This is a genomic window from Pseudomonas sp. CC11G (genome assembly GCF_056174845.1).
The window spans coordinates 166,566-189,585 of record NZ_JBWBZC010000005.1 but is presented as its reverse complement, the minus strand read 5'-3'; the positions used below and the strand labels follow the sequence as shown (position 1 = coordinate 189,585).

Below are 23,020 nucleotides of genomic sequence, written 5' to 3'. Positions count from 1 at the left end.
GCAGTTTAACGGCGACGGCGCGCCAGTGCACCGCCCAACAGACCGGTGAGGCAGCCCGCCACCAGCCCGCCGGTGTGCGCGCCATTGGCAATCGCCGCGCCGGCCAGCTCAGTCACGCCGCTCATGCAGATAACCCACCAGATCAGCATCATCACCACCACGCCCTTGGGCAGTTGGTAGGCGCGATTGGGGGCCAGCAATTGATAGATCCAGCAATGGCCGAGCAAACCGTAGAGCACACCCGACAGCCCGCCGAAAATCGACGGCCCGGCCCACCAGAACTGCACGGCGTTCGATACCAGGCCAAAAAACAGGGTGAGCCCCAGCAGCAGCCACTTGCCCTGATAGAACTCGATGCGCCGGCCCAGCTCCCAGTACCACATGCTGTTCATGGCCAGGTGCAGGATGCCGAAGTGAATAAAGATCGGCGTGATCAGCCGCCAGTATTGGCCAGCGGCCATGGTGTCGGACCACGGCACGAAATACGCGTAATCACCCTGCACGCTGTAGTCGAACCAACTTAACCAGCGAATGGTGTCGTGGTTGTCGCCCAGCAGGGTGATGCCCGCCACGATCAAGGTGAGCAGCAATACGCCCGCCGTCAGCGGACTGTCGCGCAGTTGCTGCACAAACCCGGCAGCCTTGGGCTGCACGGCCGGCGGCAGTTCCAGACGCTGCTCCGGGTCGCCCTCGGGATACTGCTGATACAGGCCCCGCACATGCTCGGCCAGCTCCTCGCCGGGCACCCACAGCACCTGCTCGCCCGACTCCTCGCTCACCCGGTGCGGCACCTGCATGCGCTGCAATAGCTGAATAAAACCGGCCAGATTGACGCCGACCGGCAACCGCAACACTTCAACGGGGTTCATCGCGCTATTACTCAATGGGAAGCTCCGGGCGCTCGACGTCCACCCAGGCAAATTTATTCGGATCGATGCGGGTTTCCTGGTCCATGCGGTAGGCCACCAGCTTGCCGTAGAGCACGGCGCTGTAATCCAGGCACGCCAGGTTCGGCCGGATCGGCGCCGGGCGGCCTTTGCGCCAGTAGTGGCCGACAAACAGCGGCGGCTCTTTCGGCCCGTAACGCAGCAGTTCGGTTTTCTCCCGTGGCGTAAGCGGCGTGCGCGCCACGCTCTCGGGCAAAGCGTCGGGCTGGAAGACGATATCGCCGTAGGTCTGCGGGTCTTCTTCCCAGAACTTGGTGCGGAAAAAGGCGCGGGTGTAGCCGTCGTCGCTCGTCAGGGTCAGGCCGTCCGGCAGGCGCATATCGGTGCCGCGCAGCAGGCGGCTGAACACCCGACTGGCAAAACTGCCGGACACGGCGGCCGCCTGCACAAACGCTTCATCCACTCGGCCATCAGGGTGTTGAGTGCGCAGCGAGTCGATCAGGCCGGCATCCCAACAGGCATGCACCACACGAAAATGCCCGGCGTCGATAAACAGCGGCAACTCGTAGAACCAGCGCTGGAACTCGCGCCATTCTTCGGGGTACGCATCGAACTGGGCCAGGCTTTGGGTAATCAGGCGGGCGTTGCGCGGCGTGTGTTCACGCACAAACTGGCGGCCACTGCCGGGCGGCGCCGGCGTACTCCAGCCGAGGGCGTCGAACTCGTGGTTGCCCATGATGCACAGCGCCTGCTCGGCCTCGACCATGTCACGCACGATATGCAGCGCCTCGCGAATGCGCGGGCCACGGTCGACGATATCGCCGAGAAACAGCGCCATGCGCCGCGGGTGGCGCCACACGCCGCCCTTGCGCTGGTAACCGAGGCCATCGAGCAGGCGCGCCAGGGTGTGCGCACAACCGTGCACATCCCCAATCAGGTCGTAACCGCGCGCCGGGTCGAGTTCCATCAGTCGTGCCCACTGCCCAGACGGCTGCCCCAGCCGAGTTTGGTGCGGCAGACTTCGTAGTAGTTGTGGTCCAGCGGGTGAATCAGGCGCAGCTTCTGCGGCTTTTTGCTGACGATCAGCGTGTCGCCCGGCGCGCAGGTGAAATGGTTCTGGCCGTCGCACGACACCTGCGGATAAATCTGCATGTCCTTGGAGGCGACGATTTTCAGCTCGCTATTGCCGTCCACCACGATGGGCCGGCTGGACAAGGTGTGCGGGTACATCGGCACCACCACAATGGCGTCCAGTTTGGGGTGCATGATCGGCCCGCCGGCGGACAGCGCGTACGCGGTGGAGCCGGTCGGCGTCGCCACGATCAGGCCGTCGGCCTTCTGGCTGCAGACGAATTGGCCGTCGATATGCAGCTCGAACTCGATCATGCGCGTCGACTTGCCGGGGTGCAGCACCACGTCATTCAGCGCATCGCCCTGGCCGATCACCTCGGCATGGCGGCGCACTTCGGCTTGCAGCAGAAAGCGGTTTTCCACCAGAAATTGGCCGTCGAGCACTTCGGCGACTTTGGTTTCCAGTTCATCCGGGCGGATGTCGGTCAGAAACCCCAAGCTGCCGCGGTTAATGCCCAGCACCGGCACATTGAACTGCGCCAGGGCGCGGGCGGCACCGAGCATGCTGCCGTCGCCGCCGACCACAATCACCAGGTCGCACGCTTCGCCGAGGCTTTTGCGCGACGAGGTTTGCAGGCCGTGGCCGGGAAGCACTTCAGCGATGGTGTCCTCGAGGATCACGTGCAACTGGCGCTCGATAAGCAGTTTTTTCAGGCGGCGGATGGTGTCCAGCACCTGTGAACTGCCCAAGCGGCCAATGATGCCGATATTGCGAAATTGCTCCATGAGGCTCCTGGGAGACGCTGGCAGAAATTGAAAATTGCCCTTTATCCAGACAGGCCAATTCGGGTGAAGGTCCCGATTATGGGCCAAGGGCGCCAAGCAAACCAAGGCGCACATTGCGGGGCTGACCCGCTATGCTCGCAGAATGACGCTTTTCCCACCCTCACCGCCCTGCCTCAGCATTTGCACCAGCCCGCCGTGCGCGATCTGGCCTGGGTGCTGCTGTCGCCGCCGCTGCTCGACCCGGCCCACTGCCCGCAACGCCACCCGCTCACCGCGAGCGCCTGGGCGGCTGCGCCGCAGCAACTGGCCGACTGGCTGCACCAACTCGACCACAATCCGGCTCCGCTCAGCGCCTGGCTCGCGAAACACAGCATCCGCCGCCTGGGCCTGTACTACGAACGCCTGTGGCAGTTCGCCCTAATGGCCGCGCCCGGCGTACAGCTGCTGGCCGCCAACCTGGCGATTCGCCAGGGCGGGCACACCCTTGGTGAGTTGGATTTGCTGCTGCAAGACGAGTGCGGCGTGCACCACCAGGAACTGGCGATCAAGCTCTACCTCGGCCCGCAGGCTGGCGATGGCAGTGATGCCGGGCAATGGCTGGGGCCCGGCAGCCAGGACCGTTTGGCGCGCAAGCTCGACCACCTGTTAAACCACCAGTTGCCGCTGTCGGCGCGGCCCGAAGCGCAGGCTGCGTTGGCAGAGCTGGGCATTGAGCAGGTGCAGCCGCAGTTGTGGCTGGCGGGGTATTTGTTTTATCCGTGGCCCGGGTTAAGTCAGCCGCCGGCCGGGGCGCTGGATGAGCATTTGCGTGGGCGTTGGTTGCATCGCAAGGATTGGGCGGCGTTTCAGAATGGCAGCGGCCGTTGGCAGCCTATTCCACGACAAACGTGGTTGGCGCCGGCGCGGGAGCAGGAGGAAACGTTGTGGTCGGCGGCACAGTTCGAAGAGTGGTTGAGTGATCTGGAAGCCGACGCACAAGCGCAGCTGTTGGTGCGGTTTGAGCAGGACATGGAAGGCGCATGGCAGGAAGCAGAGCGGGTGTTTTTGGTGGCCGACGCGTGGCCGCAGTGGAATGGCCAACGATATCCGTAACAGCCAAAACTCTGGGTCCCGACTCGTCGGACCGCCGCCTGCGCGGGAAGACGGGAATAAACCTGAAAACCTCCGTCGTCCCAGCGCAGGCTGGGACCCAGGATGGGTCAGAAGAATGCATTTTCATCCGACACTCTGGATTCCAGCCTGCGCTGGAATGACGGAGTCTCATGCAACGGTTGCCGATCCGCAGTTAGCGACTACGCTCGGTCCGCCCCCCCGACCGCGCCAAATACCCCGACCCACTCTCACACAACAACCCATCGCGCAGCACCGCCGGCAAGCCATTCACCCCGTCGCGCAACGCATAGGCGTTGTAGCCCAGCTGCGAGAGTAAAAACACCGCGCTGTTGCTGCGGTTGCCGCTGTCGCAATAACACAGATACGTGCGGCTTTTATCCAGCAACCGAGCTTTCAACCGCAACAGCTGCAGCGGCATATTCAGCGACTCCAGCGCATGGGCGCGCTCGTATTCTTCCTGCAGGCGCACGTCCAGCCATTGCGCGCCGCCGGAGAGCAGCCGCGCCGCTTCGCCAAACGACACCTCGTCCACAATCGGCGCTTTAAGCAGGGCGAAAAAGTCTTGCCGGTCGAGGCGCAGCACCACGCCATCTTCCAGCATGGTTACCGTCGCATTGCGCGGCTGGTCGGCGAGCAGTGCTTCTTCACCAAAACAGGCGCCCTCCTCCAGCTCGGCCAGCACCTGGCGTTCGCTGCCTTCGCTGCGAATGACTTCCGCACGACCACTGTTGAGGAAGTAGCAGCAATCACCCGGCTCGCCTTCGCTCAGCACCGTGGTGCCGGCTTTCAGTTCCATCCGCTGCAAACGGTCGAGCATGGCCCGTACATTCGGCGATGGCACCTTGGCGAATAGCGGGTTTTCCAGCAGGCGTTCCAGCCACTCCACGTCGCCGCCGCGCTGGCCCAACTCCAAGAGCAAATCCTGATAAGCCAGTCGCCAAGTGAGCAGGCGCGTGAGCGTGGCGCTGTCGAGCACCAGCAGGCTGATATCGGTAAGGGCGCGGGCTTCCTGCAATCTGGGCAGGCTCGGCGACAGCGGGTGGCAACTGGCTTCGCTGCCGGCCTGCAAGCGTTGTTGCTGGCCGTCAACGGAGGTCAGCAACAGCTCGCCGGCCAACAGGTAATAGGTGACGCGGGCCTGGTCGCCAGGGCGGAACAACAACTGCCCGGCCAGCATCGGCTGGGGCACCAATTGGCTGCGCAGTTCGCGCCATTGCTGTTCGGATAACACGTTGAGCGGCGTCAGGCTGCGCAGTTGCTCAAGGCTTAGTGGGTCACTCATGAAAAGGGTCAGACTCCAGCCAGATGCAGATGAGTGGCCCGTCGCCCCTGCAAACCGCCCGTGTGGACGAAGAGCAGGCGCGTGCCGCGAGCCACGTTACCGGCCGCCACGTACAGGCGCAACGCCATAAGTGCCTTACCGGTATAAATCGCTTCCAGCGGCAACTCGCCGTCCTGCTCAGCCTGGCCTACAAACGCCGTTAGCGCTGTATCGACCTTAGCAAAGCCACCGCGGCTCGCCGCCAGCAACCTGTACCCCTGATCGGTTTGTCTGGCCTCGGCGAATATCTGCCGCAGGTTTTCTTCCACGCCATGGTTGGGCGGAACGGCGCTGGCGCCATACACCAATCGGCGCCCCGCTTCGGCCAGCACCAGCCCGGCCAGCGTGGTGCCGGTGCCAACGGCCAGCCACCAGGCATCGAAATCCGTCCAGCCAATGCCGGCCAACTGGGCTTCGGCCATTGCCCGCAATTCCACGCAACCCAGCGCACCGGGAAGGCCGCCACCGCCTTCGGGCACGGGATAAAAATCGGGGTAACGAGCTAACCACGGCTGCCAGAAATCTGCCTGATGACGCTGACGGTAGCCGCCATAACCGAGCCAGTGCAGCTCCATGCCCCAGGCTTGCAGGTCGCGGGTGGTGGGCGTGTCTTGCGCGTCGCCGCGCAGCAGGCCGACGGTGGCAAAACCGAAGCGCTGGCCGGCGGCAGCCAGGGCGTGCAGGTGATTGGAATGGGCGCCGCCGAGGCTGATTACGCCTTCGGCGCCTACCGCTTCAGCGGCGGCGAGGTGATGGCGCAGCTTGAACCATTTGTTGCCGCTGATCAGCGGGTCGATCTGGTCGAGGCGCAGCACGGCCAGTTCGACACCCGCCTCTTCCAGCCACGCAAACACCAGGCGCTGTAACGGCGCCTGGGGAGACCACTGCGGAACACGGACGGGCAAGGTTTAACTGACGGTGCGCAGGCGGGAAATGGTCTTGTGCCGGGCGCAGCAGTTGGAGTCGCCGATGACAAAGCGGCTCGGCGTGTCGATGCGGTCCAGGGGAATGGCGCAGCGATCGCCGTTGGGCAAGCTGGCATCGCAGCTGGGTTTTTCGTAGTGGGCCAGCCATTGGCGGTATTGCGGCTCGGCGACAAAGCACTTGGCCGCCGCGTAGGCCATGGGATTGTCCTGGTAGCGGGCGATATCTTGCAGCGGAATGGTCAAGTGGCCGGCGCCTGGGTGGTACACCACAAACACCACGCCCATCTTCGACAAGCGCTCAAGAATCTGCTCGCCGCCCTGACTGGCAAACGCATCGCGCTCTTGCTTGAGGCGCTCCACTTCCTGATCCAGCTGGGTATCCAGTTCATTGCGGTACGCCAGCTCGACGTCACGGATGGCGATCTGCTCTTTGTACTCGACCACGGCCGAGGCAATACGCGCCTGCAATTCGCTGTCGAACTGGGCCCGCAGAATATCGGTTTCGGTGCGGCCATGACGTTCGATGGCGCGCAGCTGCTCGGTCATTTCTTCGCGGTTTTTCTGGAAGGTGTCGGCCTGGGCTGCGAGCTGGCCTTTGAGGCTGACGTTCAGGTCTTCCTGCTGGCGCAAGGCTTGGTGCAGGGTCTGGATCTGCGCCAGCATCTTTTGCGTTTCTTCGGCGCTGGCCATTTTCAGCTTGGCCAGTTCCTCTTCGTATTGCTGGGTCTGGCTGCTGATGCGCAGGCGTTGCTGCTTGATCAGCTGGGCGGTTTTCACCCGGTGTTCCTGTTCGATTTTTTCCGCCAACTGGTCGGCGGCTTCCTTGGTCGGGTCCGGTGCGTGCCACTGATCTTCCGGCGCCAGTTGCAGGCGCTCCGGCGCCACGCTCTGGCCGGCATCGTCATCCACCAGCAAGCCGAGCTGGTTGCGTTTGACGGTGTCGCGCAGCAGTACCAGGTCGTTTTGCCCTGGAACAAGGCTTGGGTCCCACAGGTGCATCTGATGCCAAGACACCGGGCACTGGCTGCGGCAGGCCAGACGAATCGGGCCGGCGCCCAGGTCCGGGCCACGGCCGGAGCGTTCGGCCAGGTGACGCAGGGGAATATTCCAGCCGCTGTCGGGCGAGCCGCGCTCGTCGAAGTCGAGGTAGAAGAACACGGCGGCGCGCACCAGCAGGCGCGGGTTGATCAGCACGTACGCCACGCGCATCTGCTGGTCTCTGAACTCCGGCATATTGACGACGCCGTCGAGCAAGGCCTCGAACTCGGGAAACAGCATTTCCTTGCAGATGCCGCGTTCACTGAAGAACACCACGGCCTCAACCATTTGCGGCTTGATCTGCATGCTCATCAACGGACCCCTAAGCCTGACCACGGCGACTTTCGTGCTTACGAATAACGCTCGACTTTCTCTGCACGCACAGCCAGAAAGTAGGCGTATTCCTACAATTGGCTCAAGTCTAGGGTAAAAAGGCTAGCCGGCAATGTGACTGGGTTGGCAGTCGCCCGTGGTCAGCGCCCTGGAACCGGGCGCTGGGATAAAAGTGTGACGGAATTGGTACAACGGTCAGCTTTTGTTGCTTAGGCGGGAACTTTCTACGTTTACGCTGAGGCTTTGGCCAAAAACGGCGCCAAGCGCTTGCCCATCTCATCGCCCAGCGCCTGCAGGCCGCTCATGGGGCGAATCATCACCTCGAAATCGACAATCTTGCCTTCGGCATTGAACTGCACCATGTCGATGCCCTTCAGCTGGCGGTCACCGACGGTGGCGCTGAACTCCAACACCACGCTTTGGCCATCGGCGCTGACCAATTGGCGGTGGTACTCGAAGTTTTCGAAAACCTGAATCACGGTGTTCAAAATCACGTTAACCATCTGCGCGCCTTCGTACGGCTTGTAGGCCATGGGCGAACGGAACACAGCCTTGGGATCGAGCAGCTCAGGCAAGGCCTTGAGGCTTTTGCTGGTGATCATCGAATGCCACTGTTCGAGGGTGGCGGTGACAGCGGGGTTGGTCGAGAGAGAGGAAATAGACATTGGCGATTCCTTATTATTGTTGTCGAAAACACCGTCATCCCCGCGCAGGCGGGGATCCAGAATTTTGTGGGAGACGGACATCGCTGCCCTCACCCCAGCCCTCTCCCGCACGCGGGAGAGGGGGCAGATCCAGGCGAATTAGAGACCTGCGGCCAGGCGCGAACCCTGGTTGATGGCACGCTTGGCATCCAATTCGGCGGCCACATCGGCACCACCAATCAAATGCACCAGTTGCCCAGCCGCTTCCAGCCCTTCCTGCAGCTCACGCAACGGATCCTGCCCAGCGCAGACAATGATGGTGTCGACCGGCAGCACCTGCGGCTCGCCTTCGCCAATGCGGATATGCAGGCCGGCGTCGTCAACGCTGAGGTACTCAACGCTGTTGAGCATCTGCACGTTCTTGTTCTTCAGGCCGGCGCGGTGGATCCAGCCGGTGGTTTTGCCCAGGCCGTCGCCCACTTTGGTTTTCTTGCGTTGCAGCAGGAACACCTGACGCGCCGGTGCATGCACTTCAGCCTTGATGCCGGCGATACCGCCACGGGCTTCCAGTGCCTTATCAATGCCCCACTCTTTCCAGAACGCATCGCGATCCTGGCTGGTGGCATCGCCCTGGTGAACGATAAATTCCGACACATCGAAACCAATGCCGCCGGCGCCGATCACGGCCACGGTCTGGCCAACCGGTTTGCGCTGCAAAATGGCGTCCAGGTAGGTGATCACTTTCGGGTTTTCGATGCCCGGAATGGCCGGGGTACGCGGAGCGATACCGGTGGCCAGAATGATTTCGTCGAAGCCACCTTTAACCAGATCATCCACGCTCACACGGGTGTTCAGTTGCAGGTCCACCCCGGTGGTTTGCAGCTTGCGGCCGAAGTAGCGAATGGTTTCGTAGAACTCTTCTTTGCCCGGCACGCGCTTGGCCACGTTGAACTGGCCGCCGATTTCGCTGGCCGAGTCGAACAGGGTCACGCTGTGGCCGCGCTCGGCGGCTACGGTGGCGGCGGACAAACCGGCAGGGCCGGCGCCGACCACGGCGATTTTCTTCACGGCGGCGGTCGGAATGTAGTTCAGCTCGGTTTCGTGGCAGGCGCGTGGGTTCACCAGGCAGCTGGTGAGCTTGCCGCCGAAGGTGTGGTCCAGGCAGGCCTGGTTGCAGCCGATGCAGGTATTGATTTCGTCGCTACGGCCTTCAGCGGCCTTGTTGACGAACTCGGGGTCGGCGAGGAACGGACGGGCCATCGACACCATGTCAGCGTCGCCGTCGGCCAGCACTTGTTCGGCCACTTCCGGGGTGTTGATGCGGTTGGTGGTGATCAGCGGAATGCTCACTTCGCCGCGCAGCTTGGCGGTGACCTTGGTGAACGCAGCACGCGGCACCTTGGTGGCGATGGTGGGGATACGCGCTTCGTGCCAGCCGATGCCGGTGTTGATGATGGTCGCGCCGGCTTTTTCGATGGCTTTGGCCAGGGTGACGATTTCGTCCCAGGTGCTGCCGCCTTCCACCAGGTCGAGCATCGACAGGCGATAAATAATGATGAAGTTCGGGCCTACGGCTTCACGCACGCGGCGCACGATTTCCACTGGCAGGCGCATGCGGTTTTCGTAGGTGCCACCCCAGCGGTCGGTGCGCTGATTGGTGTGGGCGGCGAGGAACTGGTTAATGAAGTAACCCTCGGAACCCATGATTTCCACGCCGTCGTACTCGGCGACTTGCGCCAAGGAAGAGCAGGTGACGAAATCGGCGATTTGTTTTTCGATGCCCTCTTCGTCCAGCTCATGCGGTTTGAACGGGTTGATCGGCGCCTGAATGGCGCTCGGGGCTACCGATTTCGGGCTGTAGGCATAACGGCCAGCGTGGAGAATCTGCATGCAGATCTTGCCGCCCGCTTCGTGCACAGCCTTGGTAACGATGCGATGGTTTTCAGCTTCTTCCGGGGTGGTCAACTTGGCCGCGCCGGCGTACACGCCGCCTTCCACGTTCGGGCCAATACCGCCGGTGACCATCAGGCCGACGCCGCCCAGGGCGCGCTCGGCGAAGTAGGCCGCCATGCGCTCGAAGCCGCCCGGCTTCTCTTCCAGCCCGGTGTGCATGGAGCCCATCAGGGTGCGGTTACGCAGGGTGGTAAAACCCAGGTCCAGCGGGGCCAACAGGTGCGGGAATTGAGCGGCGGTCATAGATAGCTCCACATCGAACGGTTAATGCACGGAATGCCAGCTGCCTCAACGTTCACCAGAACCGGGCAGCGGTCAGTTATGCAGCGAACGATAAAGAGCGCGCCCCTGCCCCTCAATGATCCAAAGTGACAACTTATTGATCCAATTGCGCAGTGCGACTTGGCAAGTGCCCAACGGCCCCCTACCCTTACGCCTTCACTCCGCACGCCCAAGACCATGCGCAGACTATTTCGCTACACCCTCGCCTCCACCGCCCTGATCGTGCTCGGCGCCTATGCGCTGTGGACCGACTTGCCCACCGACGCCCATTACCTGTCCGACCTGCGCAGCGAAGTGGTGCTCAACCAGGGCCTGCCCGGCGACAACGGCAACCTTCTAGGCATTCAGCCGGAGATGTTTTCCGGCGACTACCACACCGTGGAGCTGCTGCGCCTGAAGCTCGGCGCGTACCTGCACAAAGCCCGTGACGAAGGTTTGCTGAACGGCAAAACTGTCGCCGTGCTGCCCGAACATATCGGCACCTGGCTGGTGATCAGCGGCGAAAAAGCCGAGGTGTACCAGGCCGAGACCATCGACAACGCCATGGCCTGGCTCGCCGCCAGCAACCCGCTAAAACTGAGCCGCGCGTTGCTGGCGGCGAAAGGCGAAGACCGCCTGCAAGACGCCCTGCTGCGGATGAAAAGCGCCGCTATGGCCCGCGATTACCAGGCGGTGTTTGGCGGGCTGGCGAAAGACTTCGGTATTACCTTGGTGGCCGGCTCCATCGTGCTGCCCGATCCGCGGGTGGAAGCCGGCCAGTTAGTCGTTGGCGATGGCCCGCTCTACAACGTCAGCCTGGTGTTTGGCAGCGACGGCGCGCCGTTGGGCCAGCCGCAGCGCAAGGTGTATCCGATTCGCGATGAACAAACCTTTACCGCCGCCGCGCCGTCCAGCGATTTACGGGTGGTCGACACCCCGGCCGGACGTTTGGGCGTGCTGATCTGCGCAGACAGCTGGTACCCGGCCGGCTATGCCGAGCTGAGCAAACAGAACGTGAAGCTGCTCGCTGTGCCGGCTTTTTTGACCGGCAATGGCAACTGGTCGAAACCCTGGGGCGGCTATAACGGCGCGCCCACACCCAGCGACGTCGCCCTGCAACCGGGTTCCGTCACTGAAGGCCAGGCCTGGCAACAACTGGCCATGGCCAACCGGCTGGGCAGCAGCGGTGCGCAGCCGGTATGACGGTGTTTATGCGTGGCCAGTTGTGGAACCTGGGCAGCGATGGCCAGAGCCTGCTGGCCAATGGGCAGGATGTGACCCTGGTGAACGAACGCGGCGGCCATGGTGGCCGGCTGCTGAATATCTGGCTGTAACCGATGAAACCGGTGCGGGTACGGCTCGGGGATCTGTCGGTGGGCTTTGTTCATGGCCTGGCCGACGCCGTGCGCGCGGCCGGGCAAGATCCCCTGCCCCTGCTGGAACAATATGGTCTGGACGGCGCGCGGTTGGCCGAGCCCCGTGCGCGGCTGTCCATCCCCCGTTATATGCGCCTGGGCCATGCCGCCATTCAACTGACCGACCAGCCCGGCCTGGGCCTGAGCATGGGCGTGCATACGCGCTTGAGTCAGGTCGGCCTGGCCGGTGTGACGGCAGCGCAGGCGCCTACGGTGCGCGAGGCGGCGCGGGCGCTGATCCGTTTTGAACCGTTGTATGCCTACAACTACCGCGGCCAATCGAGCTTCCACGAAGACGCCCGTGGCGCCTGGCTGCGTTTCTACTCCATCAGCCCGTACAACACGTACAACCGCTTTGTGGTCGACTCGGTGCTGGCCGGCTGGGCCGCGCAACTCGCCGCCCTGGCCGGGCAACCGGTGCCGGTGGAAAAGGTGGATATCGAGTTCCCCGCCACCGGTTACGCCGAGCACTACGGCGCGTTATTTGGTTGCCCGGTGGAGTTTGCCTGCGAGACCAATCAGCTGCGTCTTAACCAGGCAAGCCTGGCTCTGCGCAACCCCGAGCACTGCCCGAGCACCTGGCGGCATCTGCTGGAAATCTGCGAGCGCGAGCTGGAGCAACTGACCCGCACCCGCAGCCTGCGCGAGCGCATCAGCCAGTTACTTGGCCCGCTGTTGAATGGCCGCGAGCCGGACCTTGAAGAAGTGGCCGCGCGCCTGCAACTGCCAACCTGGACGTGCGGCGCAAGCTCACCGAAGAAGGCACGCAATACCGCGCCATCCTCAACGACACCCGCCGCGACCTGGCCATGGCGTATATCCGCGATACCGAGTTGGCGTTTGGCGAGATTGCTTACCTGTTGGGGTTTGCCTCGGCCGAAGCGTTTCAGCGCGCGTTCAAGCGCTGGAGCGGGCAAACGCCCGGCGAGTTCAGAAAGGCGCAGCGTAAAGCGGGCTGATGCGTTTAAAGGCGGCCGGCCAGACCAAATTTCTTCTTCAAGACCCATTCCAGAACGCCCTGCGGCACCAGCGCTGCCAGCAGCGGCAAGGCGCGCCCACCATTGCCCAGGCGCAATAAACGCGGGGGGTTGGTTTGTTGCACGGCGGCGAGAATGTCCCGTGCGACATCGGTGGCGGGCGTCGGGTTGTCTTGCGAGGCGCGCGCCCGGGCGCGTATCCCTTCGCGGATTGGCCACCAAGGCGATTCCTCTGCAATCAACTGCTCCGCTTCGCGCGTGGCATTGGCGCCAAAACTCGAGGCAATCGCCCCCGGCTGCACTTCCAATACGCGAATACCAAACGGCGCCAACTCCATGCGCAGGCCGTTGCTCAGTGCATGCACAGCGGCCTTCGAGGCGCAGTAGGCGGCGGCAAACGGCGTGACCAATACGCCGGAAACGCTGCCGATATTCACCACCACACCTTGGCTGCGGCGCAGCAGGGGAAACAGCGCGCCAGTGACGTCGAGCAGGGCAAACACGTTGGTGTCGAACTGCCGTTGCAGCGCATCGCGGCCGCCGTCGAGCAACGGGCCCATGGCGCCGTAACCGGCGTTGTTGATGAGCACATCCAGCCCGCCGATTTCGGCCGTTAATTGCGCAGCCAATTGCGCGACGGCGGTGGTGTCGTTCACGTCCAGCGCTACGGCGTTAAAACCGGCGGCAGACAGGGCTGCCAGATCATCGGGTTTGCGCGCCGTGGCCCACACGCGGTAACCGGCGGCCTGGAAGGCGTCGGCGAGTGCGCGGCCAATGCCGCTGGAGCAGCCGGTGATCAAAACGGTTTGGACATGGGACTTCCTTAGTGGCGTGGCCGAACGGCGATGCGTAATCGTAAGGGAGTTTGTGGGTGTTATTGCGGAATTTTTTATCGACCTATCTATGTCGGGTTATTACCACTTACAAACAATATATTTGCTGACAAACAAAAGGGACTTTTTAAGTATAAGAAAAGTACCTCTACCGCATCAAAAACATGCCGACCTAGTTTTAAACCCAATACTTCCCGCCCCAACCACTTTCGATACATCGCCTGCCCAGCCTCTCCCGGAGGCCCGTCTTGGTAGCGGCTGATAATCAAAAGTGTCTGTAGGGGGATTCTTACAAAGCCACTGACATTTCCTCACCACGCTTGTAAGCCTTCCCTAACTTTATTTCTTTTGCGCAGGGTTAATTTATTAACCGAAGTCGTCTCCGTTGTTGTTTTTAGTTTGTTGGCCGTCGCTCTCTGAGGACTCTCTAGCTCCTGCAGTTATTACGGCCAATAAGATACTTGAGGATTTATCATGGCTAACAATTGCTCACTCAGAACCAGCAGCGGCAGACGCGCCAGTTTTCGGGCCCGCCGAAATCCGCTGGCACTCGCGATAGCGCTGATCGTCGCGCCTACCTTCGCAGTCGCAGACTGCATCTGGGATAGTCAAACATTGACGACTACTTGCGACGCTACCGGGCAAAATCCATGGACAACAATCCTTGGAGACGGCCCTACTACCTCCGGACTTACATTGAACGTATTATCAGGAAGCCACATCTTGAACAGTGTTGGTCCGGCAATAAGTTATGGCGATAACAACGTGATAGTTCTCCATGCCGATTCAACCGTGCAGAGCGATATTACTAAAAATGGCCGGTCCGGCACATGGAATACCGGCCCAAACACGATTGAATTTGGTTCGAATAACACACTGAAAATTGCAGCCGGCGCGAGAGTTTTGGCGACCGGCCTGGCCGGTGAAGCGATCAATGCAATGGGTTCGGACAACACTGTTATTAATCGTGGCCTTATTAGGGCTAACAAAGGCGCAGCCATATGGTTCGACGCCAACTCGAGAAATAACACAATCGACAACTATGGAAACATTGAAACCGGTAGCGGCTCGTCGGCTAACGTAATTGGCAGCTCAAGTAACAACTCCGTGAACTTCATTAACCGTACGGGCGGGAGCCTTCTGGGCAGCTTATATTTGGCGGGCGGGGATGACCTGCTCACCTTGGAAGCCGGTTCCATTATCACCGGAAACTTCGACGGTGGTGGCGGTTCGAACACCCTCACGCTTGGCGGGGCCGCTGGCTCCAGCGACGTACTTAACGGCAACATCAAAAATTTTTCGACCTTGGATAAAACCGGTGCTGGCCGCTGGACCTTGAACGGTCTGGTGGGCAACTCCAGTGGTGCTGCCCTGCTGGTCGAAATCATGGACGGCACCCTCGCGCTTACTGACGACAACACCTCATTTCACGGCTCTGTAACCATCTCGCCAACAGGCACGCTGGAGGCACGTGCACAGAGCCTCCCGCTGTGGCTGAAAGACAACCAGGGGCTGGTGCGTTTTGCGCAAACCGACAACGGCAACTACACCGGTATCATCGAGGGCGTGGGCGGTGTTGAAAAAACCCAGGCCGGGGCACTGACGCTTTCCGGGGCCAATACTTACTCGGGCGGCACCACCATCAAAGAAGGCGTGCTCTCCACTGCCTCCGATGCCGCACTGGGCGCCGCAGCGAGCTACCTGAAGCTTGACGGCGGCTCCTTCAATTTCGCTAACAGCTTTACCCTCGACGCCAGTCGGGACGTATCCGTGACCGGCAACAACGGTGCGTTTGATACGGGTAGCGGTGTGACCGGCACTGTCGGGCAAACCATCAGCGGCCTCGGCCAGCTGAGCAAAACCGGTACCGGCGCACTGCTGCTCAGCGGTAACAACACCTACCGCGGGGCCACACGCGTCCAAGCCGGCACCTTGTACGTAAATGGCGACCAATCGGCCGCAACCGGCGCAACCGACGTTGCCAGCGGCGCCACCTTGGGCGGTACCGGCACGCTGGGCGGCTCGGTGAGCCTGGTGGACGGCGCGACCTTGTCGCCCGGTATGGCCGGTGCAAAGCCTGGGACGCTGACAATCAACGGTGATTTGGGCCTGAGCGCAGGCACCAACCTTGACTACCGCTTGGGTGAGGGGGTGTGGCAGGTGGTTTGCTGAATGACCTGGTGAATATCAACGGCGATCTGGTGCTCGACGGCTTGCTCAACGCTTCCGTAACCCCTGGCGGCACCTACGATCCTGGTCTTTACCGGTTGATGAACTACACCGGCACCCTGACCAACAATGGCCTCGCGCTGGGCGTAATGCCCGCGGGTACCAATTACGTGCAAACCTCGGTTGCCAACCAGGTAAACCTGATTAACAACGCTGACCTCAGCCTGCGCTTTTGGGATAGCCCGAATGGCGCTAAAAACGATGGCGTCATTACTGGCGGCACCGGCATCTGGCAGAGCTTTGCAGGTAACGACGACTGGACCAATGAAGACGGCGCCGCCAACGCGCCGTTCGCTGACCGAGAGTTTGCCGTGTTCACCGGCGCTGCGGGCACCGTGACGGTAGACCCGAGTCTGGGCGATGTCGCCGTATCGGGTATGCAGTTCGCCGTGGATGGTTACAAGGTTCAAGGCGGGCCGATCACCCTGGCTGGCAGCGCCAGCAACCCGGCTTATACAACTATCCGCGTAGGGGATGGCACCGCCGATGGCGAGGGCTACACCACCACCATCGATAGCGAACTGACAGGGACATCCGGCCTGGCTAAAAAAGATGCCGGCACCCTGTTGCTCAATGGCACCAACACCTATACCGGCGGCACGTTGATCGCCGGCGGCACCGTACAAGTACGTGAAGACGCCAACCTTGGCGCCGCAGCCGGCGCATTGACGTTCGATGGCGGCGTCCTGAGCAATAGTGCCGATCTGACCACTGACCGCTCCGTTACCTTGAACGCGGGTGGCGGCGCATTAGCCCCATGACCGGCACCACCTTGACCCTCACCCATGATATCGACGGCAGCGGGGCCCTCTCCCTGATCGGCCAGGGCGATACCGTGCTCACCGGCAACGCCGCCCACACCGGCGGCACCACGATCACTAGCGGCAGCTTGCACATCGGCAACGGTGGGACCACCGGCAGCCTGATCGGTGATGTACTCAACGATGGCGAAGTGTTCTTCGACCGCTCCGACGCGTTGACCTTTGCCGGCGTCATTTCCGGCAAAGGCAGTGTTGAGCAGAGCGGCACCGGCATGACGTCACTGACCGCAGAAAACACCTACACCGGCGGCACCACCATCAGTGCTGGCACCCTGCAACTCGGCGACGGTGGCACCTCGGGTAGTCTGGTAGGCGATGTATTCAACAATGCACAACTGGCGTTCAACCGCGCTGACGAGCTGACCCTCAATGGCGTGATCTCCGGCACCGGTTCGCTGGCGCAACGGGGCACCGGTGCTACCCGCTTGTTCGGCGCCAATACCTACTCCGGCCCGACCACCATCAACGCTGGCAGCCTGTATATCAACGGCGATCAGTCCGCTGCCAAAGGGCTGACCACCGTCAACAATGGCGGCACACTGGGTGGCACAGGCACCATCGGCGGCTCGGTTCAGGTAGCCGATGGCGGCACTTTCGCCCCAGGCGACAACAACCCCCGTCCGGGCACATTGACGATCAATGGCGATGTGACCTTGAGCTCCGGCGCTTTCCTCGACTTCAGCCTGGGTCAAGCCGGTGTACCTGGCGGCCCCCTCAATGATCTGGCGCAAATCAACGGCGACCTGACCCTGGACGGCACGTTAAACGTACAGACTTCACCGGGTGGCGTGTTCGCTCCCGGGCTCTACCGCCTGATGAACTACACCGGCGCGCTGACCGACAACGGTCTGGCTATCGGCACTATTCCGTCATCGGGTTACTTCGTGCAGACCAGTGTCTCCAATCAGGTCAACCTGCTGAATACCGCAGGCATGACCCTGGAGATCTGGGATGGCCAAGCCGGCGGCAAAAACGACGACGTAATCAGTGGCGGCGATGGCATCTGGCAAGCGGTTACCGGGAACGACAACTGGACCACCCGAATGGCGATATCAACGCAGCATTCACACCCCGTGGTTTCGCGCTGTTTATGGCGGCGCCAGGTACCGTGTCGGTCGATAACTCCCTGGGCGACGTAACGGTGGCGGGCATGCAGTTCGCCAGCGATGGCTATCGCATCAAAGGCGATGCCATCACGCTGGCCGGCAGCGTGGCTGATCCAACGCGTTCGATTCTGCGCGTCGGCGACGGCACCTCAGTGGGCGCCAATTACAAAGCCACCATCGATAGCGTTCTGGCGGGGGACTCTACCCTGGTCAAAATGGACGGCGGCACCCTGGCGCTCACTGGCACCAACACCTACACCGGTGGCACCTCCATTGAAGGCGGCACCTTGCAAATCAGCCGTGACGAAAACCTCGGCGATGCGGCCGGCGCGTTGGCGTTCGATGGCGGCGTATTGCACACCACCGCCGACCTGAGCACCGATCGAGCAATTACCCTCAATGCCGGCGGCGGCACCCTGGTAACGGACGCCGACACCCTGTTGACCCTCAACGACGGCATCGACGGCACCGGCTCGCTGACCCACAACGGTAAAGGCACCACTGTGCTCAACGGCGTAAACACCTACACCGGCACCACCACCATCGAGCAGGGCACCTTTATTGTTGGCGATGCCACCCATACCGGCGCGGCGCTCGCTGGCGGTGCTGAAACCATCGTTGCCCAAGGCGCCACACTGGGCGGTTACGGCTCTATCAACGGTACGGTCACCAACCGCGGCACCTTCGCCATCGCCGATGCACTGCCGGGTCTGGCGGGTGGTCCGATCGGCAGCTTCTCCGTGAACGGTTTGCTGGATAACAGCGGTACGGTCGCTTTGGGCGGTGCCTCCGCAGGCAATACCCTGAAGGTACACAGCTATACCGGGCACAACGGCTTGCTGAGCATCAACACCGTGCTGGGCGGCAATGACTCGGTAACCGACCGCCTGATCATTGATGGGGGCCAGGCCACCGGCACGTCCCGTATGCAGGTGAACAACGTCGGCGGTCTGGGTGGGTTGACCGAAGGCAGCGGCATTCAAGTGATCTCCGCGATCAATGGCGGGACCACCTCTAAAGATGCGTTTACCCTGGGCAACCGCGTGGTAGCTGGTCCGTACGAATACCGTCTGTTCCGAGGTGCTGTAGATGGTAGCGCGGAGGACGACTGGTTCCTGCGCTCCCGCGACCCTAAAGCGATTGGACAGGACGGTTGGGTCGATAAACCCGAATACCGCCGCGAAGTGTCCGACTACACCGCGCTGTCTTCGATGATGCTGCAGTACGGTCGTCAGACCCTCGGTACCGTGGACGAGCGCGGCGGCCAAACCGTCGACGGCAACGTACAGAGCAATTCGCAAGATCGTAGTTGGGTGCGCACCTTTGGCCAGAACAGCCAGTGGAATGCCAAACGTGGCGGTATCGAAAATGAAGGTCCGTCGTTCGACCTTAACGTAGGTGGCGTTCAAGCCGGCGTAGAGCTGCTGCGCACTGAACAGGCCGATGGTTCCAGCGACCGCGCCGGCGTGTTCGGCGTGGCTGGGCAAGGCAACGGTTCGGTCGAGCATTACGACGGCAACAGTGCCGGCAGCAACAGCTTCAAGGCGGTCTCGCTGGGCGGCTACTGGACGCACCACTTCGCTAACGACGCCTATCTGGATGGCGTGGTTCAGAGCACCTGGTTCTACGACGTTGAATCGGGCACCAAGGAAGTGGGCAAACTGAAAACCAAAGCCACCGGTGTGGCGGCGTCCCTGGAAGCAGGCAAATCGTACAAGCTCGCCAACAAATGGGCCGTTGAGCCACAAGCGCAAATCGTGGCCCAAGGCATCAAAGTAGACGACGGCCGTGACCAGGCTGCCAAGGTTGATTTCGGCACCGCCAAATCGTTTGCCGGTCGCGTAGGCGTCAAGGTCAGCAAGGACGTAACCCTGGATGGCGGCCGCACCTTGTCGGCCTGGGTTCGCCCAAGCGTATGGCATGAGATCAACGCCAATCCTCGGACCTCTGTATCGTCGGCCGACGGTGACGTGGCTTTCCACTCTGACCAACGCGGCACCTGGACCGACGTGACCGCCGGCTTCAATGCCCCGGTCTCGAAGAACACCGCAGTCTTCGCCACCGTTGGCTATCAGAAGGCCGTGGACAGCGGCATCGCTGGCACCACCGGCAGCGTGGGCATCCGCGTGAACTTCTAACCTGGCAGTCAGTAAAAAGCCCCGCATGGGCGGGGCTTTCAGGACAGAACCATAAACCTACGAAATAAGCGGATGAGTCGGGCCGCTGTCTTTGATCACCACCGGCTCAGCGTCCGGTTTGCCATCCGGCTTGGCCAGCAAGCTGTACACGCACGGCAGCACAAACAAGGTGAACAACGTACCCACCGACATACCGGTGGCAATCACCAACCCGATGTCAAAGCGGCTGACCGCGCCGGCACCGGTGGCGAGAATCAGCGGCACCATACCGAACACCATGGCCGCGGTGGTCATCAGTACCGGGCGCAGACGAATCGCCGCCGCTTCTTCAATCGCCGCACGACGGGACAGGCCCTGCTCGCGACGCAACTGGTTGGCGAATTCGACGATCAGGATGCCGTGCTTGGTAATCAAACCAATCAACGTCACCAAGCCCACCTGGGTGTAGATGTTCATGCTGGAGAAGCCGAGGAACAACGGAATCAACGCCCCGCAGATCGACAACGGTACCGTCACCATGATCACCAGCGGGTCGCGGAAGCTTTCGAACTGCGCCGCCAGCACCAGGAAGATCAACGCCAGGGCCAGGGCGAACGTCACGTACAGCGCGCTGCCTTCCTGCACGTATTGCCGCGATGCGCCGGCGTAGTCGAAGGCGAAGCCACGCGGGGCTTCTTGTTCGGCAATGGTGCGCACCGTTTCAATGGCTTCGCCCATGCTGACAATCGGGAAGCCCTGGATAATCGCCGAGTTAAGCTGCTGGAACTGGTTGAGCTGCGTCGGGCGCGCGCTGTCGTGCACCTTGATCAGGGTGGCCAGCGGCACCATCTCGCTGCGGTTGTTTTTCACGTAGTAGTTGCTGAGCCAGTTGGGGTTGTCGCGGTAAGCGCGCTCCACCTGGGCAATCACCTTGTAGCTGCGCCCGTCGATGGTGAAGCGGTTGATCTCGCCCTCCCCCAGCAACGTCGACAAGGTACCGCCAAGGTCTTCCATGTTCACGCCCATCTGCGCGGCTTTGGCGCGGTCGATATCGACGACGATTTCCGGCTTGTCGAACGCCAGGTCCACATCGACAAAAGCGAACTTGCCTGAGGCTTCCACACGCTTTTTGATGCGCTCGGTAACCTGCAGCAGCGACTCGTAGTCGTTCGGCGTGTTGATCACAAACTGGAACGGCAAGCCCTCACCCGTACCCGGCAACGACGGCAAGTTGAAGCCGAAAATCTGCAGTCCGGGAATTTCCCCCAGCTTGCTTTGCACGTCGTGCAACAACTCCATCTGCGTGCGGCTGCGCTCGTCCCACGGCTTTAACAGAAAGCCGCCGATACCCGCCTGCACACCGTTGTAGCCGTTGATCTGGAACGAGGAGTAGTACTCGGGGAACTCCTTGAAGATCTTCACGAACTGCTGCGTGTAGGCGTTCAGGTAGTTCAGGTTGGTTGGCTGCGGCGCGCTGGCCATCATGAACACGATGCCCTGGTCCTCATCCGGCGCCAGTTCGTTCTTGGTCATTTTCAGCAGGATCGGTATCAGGCACAGCACCAGGATGGCAAACACCACGACCACCGGCCGGGTGTTCAAGGTGCCGTGCAGCATGCGCTGGTAGCGGACCTTGAGGCTGTCGAAAATCGAATCCAGCTTGTGCGCCAGCCCCGTGGGGTTTTCTTCGTGGCGCAGCAGTTTGGAGCACATCATCGGCGACAGGGTCAGCGCCACGATGCCGGAAATGATCACCGCGCCCGCCAGGGTCAACGCGAACTCTTTGAACAACGCCCCGGTCAGGCCTTCGAGAAAGCCGATGGGCGCGTACACGGCGGCCAGGGTGATGGTCATGGAAATCACCGGCACGGCAATTTCGCGAGCGCCATCGATGGCAGCGTCATATGGCGTTTTACCTTGCTCGATATGGCGGTGAATGTTCTCCACCACCACGATGGCATCGTCCACCACCAGGCCGATGGCAAGCACCATGGCCAGCAGGGTCAGCAAGTTGATCGAGTAACCCATCAGGTGCATGAAGAACATCACGCCGATCATCGACAGCGGAATGGTGATCACCGGGATCAACACCGACCGCAAGGCGCCGAGGAACAGGAATACCACCACGATCACGATCAGCACCGCTTCGAACAGGGTTTTCACCACCTCGTCGATGGACGCCTGAATGAACTGCGTAGCGTCGTAGGCGATGGACACTTTCAGGTTCGGCGGCAGCTGCGCTTCCAGGTCCGGCATGGCGGCGCGCACGTGTTTGATCACCTCCAGCGGGTTGGCGCTGGGGGTGGCCTTGATGCCGATATACACCGAGGGAATGCCATCGAACGAGCTGATGGAGTTGTAGTTCTCTGCGCCCATTTCCACCCGGGCGATATCGCCAAGCAGAACCCGGCTGTCGCCCTGGGTTTTCACCGGAATGGCGGCAAACGCTTCGGCCGATTTCAGGTCGGTGCTGGCGTTTACGCTGGTCACCACATACTCGCCCTTCGTCTCGCCCGCGGCGGAGAGGAAGTTGTTTTTGCGCACCGCGTCGTTCACGTCCTGGGCAGTGATGCCGTAGGCCGCGAGTTTCACCGGGTCCAGCCAGATGCGCATGGCGAACACCTGATTACCGAGAATCTCCGCTTCGGCCATGCCCGGCAGCGTGGCGAGCTTGGGCTGGATAACGCGTGAGAGGTAGTCGGTGATCTGCGGGTTGCTCAGCTCATCGCTGTAGAAACTCACGTACATCAGCGCCGAGGAATCCGCCGCTTCCTTGCTCAACACCGGATCTTCGGCGTTTTGCGGCAGCTGGTTTTTCACCTCGTTGGCCTTGGCCAGCAGCTCGGTGAACAGGCGGTCGCTGTCTGAGCCGATACGCGCGTAAATCGAGATCACCGAGTAGTTCTGGCGGCTCACCGACGTCATGTAGTCGATGCCTTCGGCACTCGCCAAACTTTGCTGCAGCGGCTGGGTGATATAGCCCTGAATGGTTTCAGCGTTGGCCCCGGGGTACGAGGTGGTCACCTGGATCAGGGCGTTTTCCATCTGCGGGTATTGGCGGATGGTCAGTTTGCTGAACGCCTGGAAGCCCAGGAGGATGATCAGCAGGCTGACCACGGTGGCCAACACCGGGCGACGGATGAACGGGTCTGTAAAAGCCATGAAGTACTTCCTGTGCGCGCGGCGGCC

Annotated in this window: 15 protein-coding genes and 2 pseudogenes; 7 read left to right on the top strand and 10 right to left on the bottom strand. The window is 61.7% G+C overall.

The window, feature by feature from the left end:
- Positions 1-5: 5 nt before the first annotated feature.
- From AC0V2S_RS09150 to AC0V2S_RS09140, 3 genes are read right to left on the bottom strand one after another with little or no spacing between them, the layout of a single operon-like run.
- Positions 6-869, bottom strand: a complete 864-nt coding sequence (locus tag AC0V2S_RS09150) for a rhomboid family intramembrane serine protease (RefSeq protein WP_475509578.1) — start codon at positions 867-869, stop codon at positions 6-8.
- 7 nt (positions 870-876) lie between these two features.
- On the bottom strand, positions 877-1,854 hold the full coding sequence (locus tag AC0V2S_RS09145; RefSeq protein WP_475509455.1) for a metallophosphoesterase: 978 nt from the start codon (positions 1,852-1,854) through the stop codon (positions 877-879).
- Positions 1,854-2,744: an NAD(+) kinase gene (locus AC0V2S_RS09140; RefSeq protein ID WP_475509454.1), complete on the bottom strand. Its 891-nt coding sequence runs from the start codon at positions 2,742-2,744 to the stop codon at positions 1,854-1,856. Before AC0V2S_RS09140 ends, AC0V2S_RS09145 begins: the two co-directional genes overlap by 1 nt.
- A gap of 195 nt (positions 2,745-2,939) precedes the next feature.
- On the opposite strand from AC0V2S_RS09140, the gene AC0V2S_RS09135 reads away from it, so the two are divergent.
- Positions 2,940-3,836 carry a DUF1853 family protein gene (locus tag AC0V2S_RS09135; protein ID WP_475509453.1) on the top strand — a complete coding sequence of 299 codons (897 nt, stop codon included), beginning with the start codon at positions 2,940-2,942 and terminating at the stop codon, positions 3,834-3,836.
- 193 nt (positions 3,837-4,029) lie between these two features.
- On the opposite strand, the gene AC0V2S_RS09130 is transcribed toward AC0V2S_RS09135, so the two are convergent.
- The 5 genes from AC0V2S_RS09130 to AC0V2S_RS09110 form a co-directional block, all read right to left on the bottom strand.
- Complete coding sequence (locus AC0V2S_RS09130) at positions 4,030-5,139, bottom strand: cyclic nucleotide-binding domain-containing protein (protein WP_475509452.1); 1,110 nt, start codon at positions 5,137-5,139, stop codon at positions 4,030-4,032.
- Positions 5,140-5,147: 8 nt separating this feature from the next.
- On the bottom strand, positions 5,148-6,083 hold the full coding sequence (locus AC0V2S_RS09125; RefSeq protein ID WP_475509451.1) for a 1-aminocyclopropane-1-carboxylate deaminase/D-cysteine desulfhydrase: 936 nt from the start codon (positions 6,081-6,083) through the stop codon (positions 5,148-5,150).
- A gap of 3 nt (positions 6,084-6,086) precedes the next feature.
- Complete coding sequence (locus AC0V2S_RS09120) at positions 6,087-7,454, bottom strand: chromosome partitioning protein ParA (protein WP_475509450.1); 1,368 nt, start codon at positions 7,452-7,454, stop codon at positions 6,087-6,089.
- Between the two features lie 251 nt (positions 7,455-7,705).
- Positions 7,706-8,134, bottom strand: coding sequence for a nuclear transport factor 2 family protein (locus tag AC0V2S_RS09115; protein ID WP_475509577.1), 429 nt, complete (start codon positions 8,132-8,134; stop codon positions 7,706-7,708).
- Between the two features lie 144 nt (positions 8,135-8,278).
- Positions 8,279-10,315, bottom strand: coding sequence for an oxidoreductase (locus AC0V2S_RS09110; RefSeq protein WP_475509449.1), 2,037 nt, complete (start codon positions 10,313-10,315; stop codon positions 8,279-8,281).
- A gap of 216 nt (positions 10,316-10,531) precedes the next feature.
- Here AC0V2S_RS09110 and AC0V2S_RS09105 point away from each other — a divergent pair.
- Together AC0V2S_RS09105 and AC0V2S_RS09100 are read left to right on the top strand one after the other, a co-directional pair.
- Positions 10,532-11,667: pseudogene (locus tag AC0V2S_RS09105) on the top strand (carbon-nitrogen hydrolase family protein).
- Positions 11,668-11,670: 3 nt separating this feature from the next.
- Positions 11,671-12,707, top strand: a pseudogene (locus AC0V2S_RS09100) (AraC family transcriptional regulator).
- Between the two features lie 5 nt (positions 12,708-12,712).
- Here AC0V2S_RS09100 and AC0V2S_RS09095 read toward each other — a convergent pair.
- Positions 12,713-13,525, bottom strand: coding sequence for an SDR family oxidoreductase (locus AC0V2S_RS09095; protein ID WP_475509448.1), 813 nt, complete (start codon positions 13,523-13,525; stop codon positions 12,713-12,715).
- Positions 13,526-14,281: 756 nt separating this feature from the next.
- Here AC0V2S_RS09095 and AC0V2S_RS09090 point away from each other — a divergent pair.
- Genes AC0V2S_RS09090 through AC0V2S_RS09075 form a run of 4 tightly spaced genes read left to right on the top strand, consistent with a single transcriptional unit; the run spans position 14,282 to position 19,852 of the window.
- Positions 14,282-15,730 (top strand): autotransporter-associated beta strand repeat-containing protein, encoded by a 1,449-nt coding sequence (locus AC0V2S_RS09090; RefSeq protein WP_475509447.1) that lies wholly within the window; start codon positions 14,282-14,284, stop codon positions 15,728-15,730.
- A complete protein-coding gene (locus AC0V2S_RS09085) occupies positions 15,712-16,548 on the top strand; it encodes an autotransporter-associated beta strand repeat-containing protein (protein ID WP_475509446.1) in 837 nt (278 codons plus the stop codon). The genes AC0V2S_RS09090 and AC0V2S_RS09085 overlap by 19 nt, the downstream gene beginning before the upstream one ends.
- Positions 16,545-17,747 (top strand): autotransporter-associated beta strand repeat-containing protein, encoded by a 1,203-nt coding sequence (locus tag AC0V2S_RS09080; protein ID WP_475509445.1) that lies wholly within the window; start codon positions 16,545-16,547, stop codon positions 17,745-17,747. Before AC0V2S_RS09085 ends, AC0V2S_RS09080 begins: the two co-directional genes overlap by 4 nt.
- On the top strand, positions 17,717-19,852 hold the full coding sequence (locus tag AC0V2S_RS09075) for an autotransporter family protein (RefSeq protein WP_475509444.1): 2,136 nt from the start codon (positions 17,717-17,719) through the stop codon (positions 19,850-19,852). Before AC0V2S_RS09080 ends, AC0V2S_RS09075 begins: the two co-directional genes overlap by 31 nt.
- 57 nt (positions 19,853-19,909) lie before the next feature.
- On the opposite strand, the gene AC0V2S_RS09070 is transcribed toward AC0V2S_RS09075, so the two are convergent.
- A complete protein-coding gene (locus AC0V2S_RS09070) occupies positions 19,910-22,993 on the bottom strand; it encodes a multidrug efflux RND transporter permease subunit (RefSeq protein ID WP_475509443.1) in 3,084 nt (1,027 codons plus the stop codon).
- Positions 22,994-23,020: the final 27 nt, after the last annotated feature.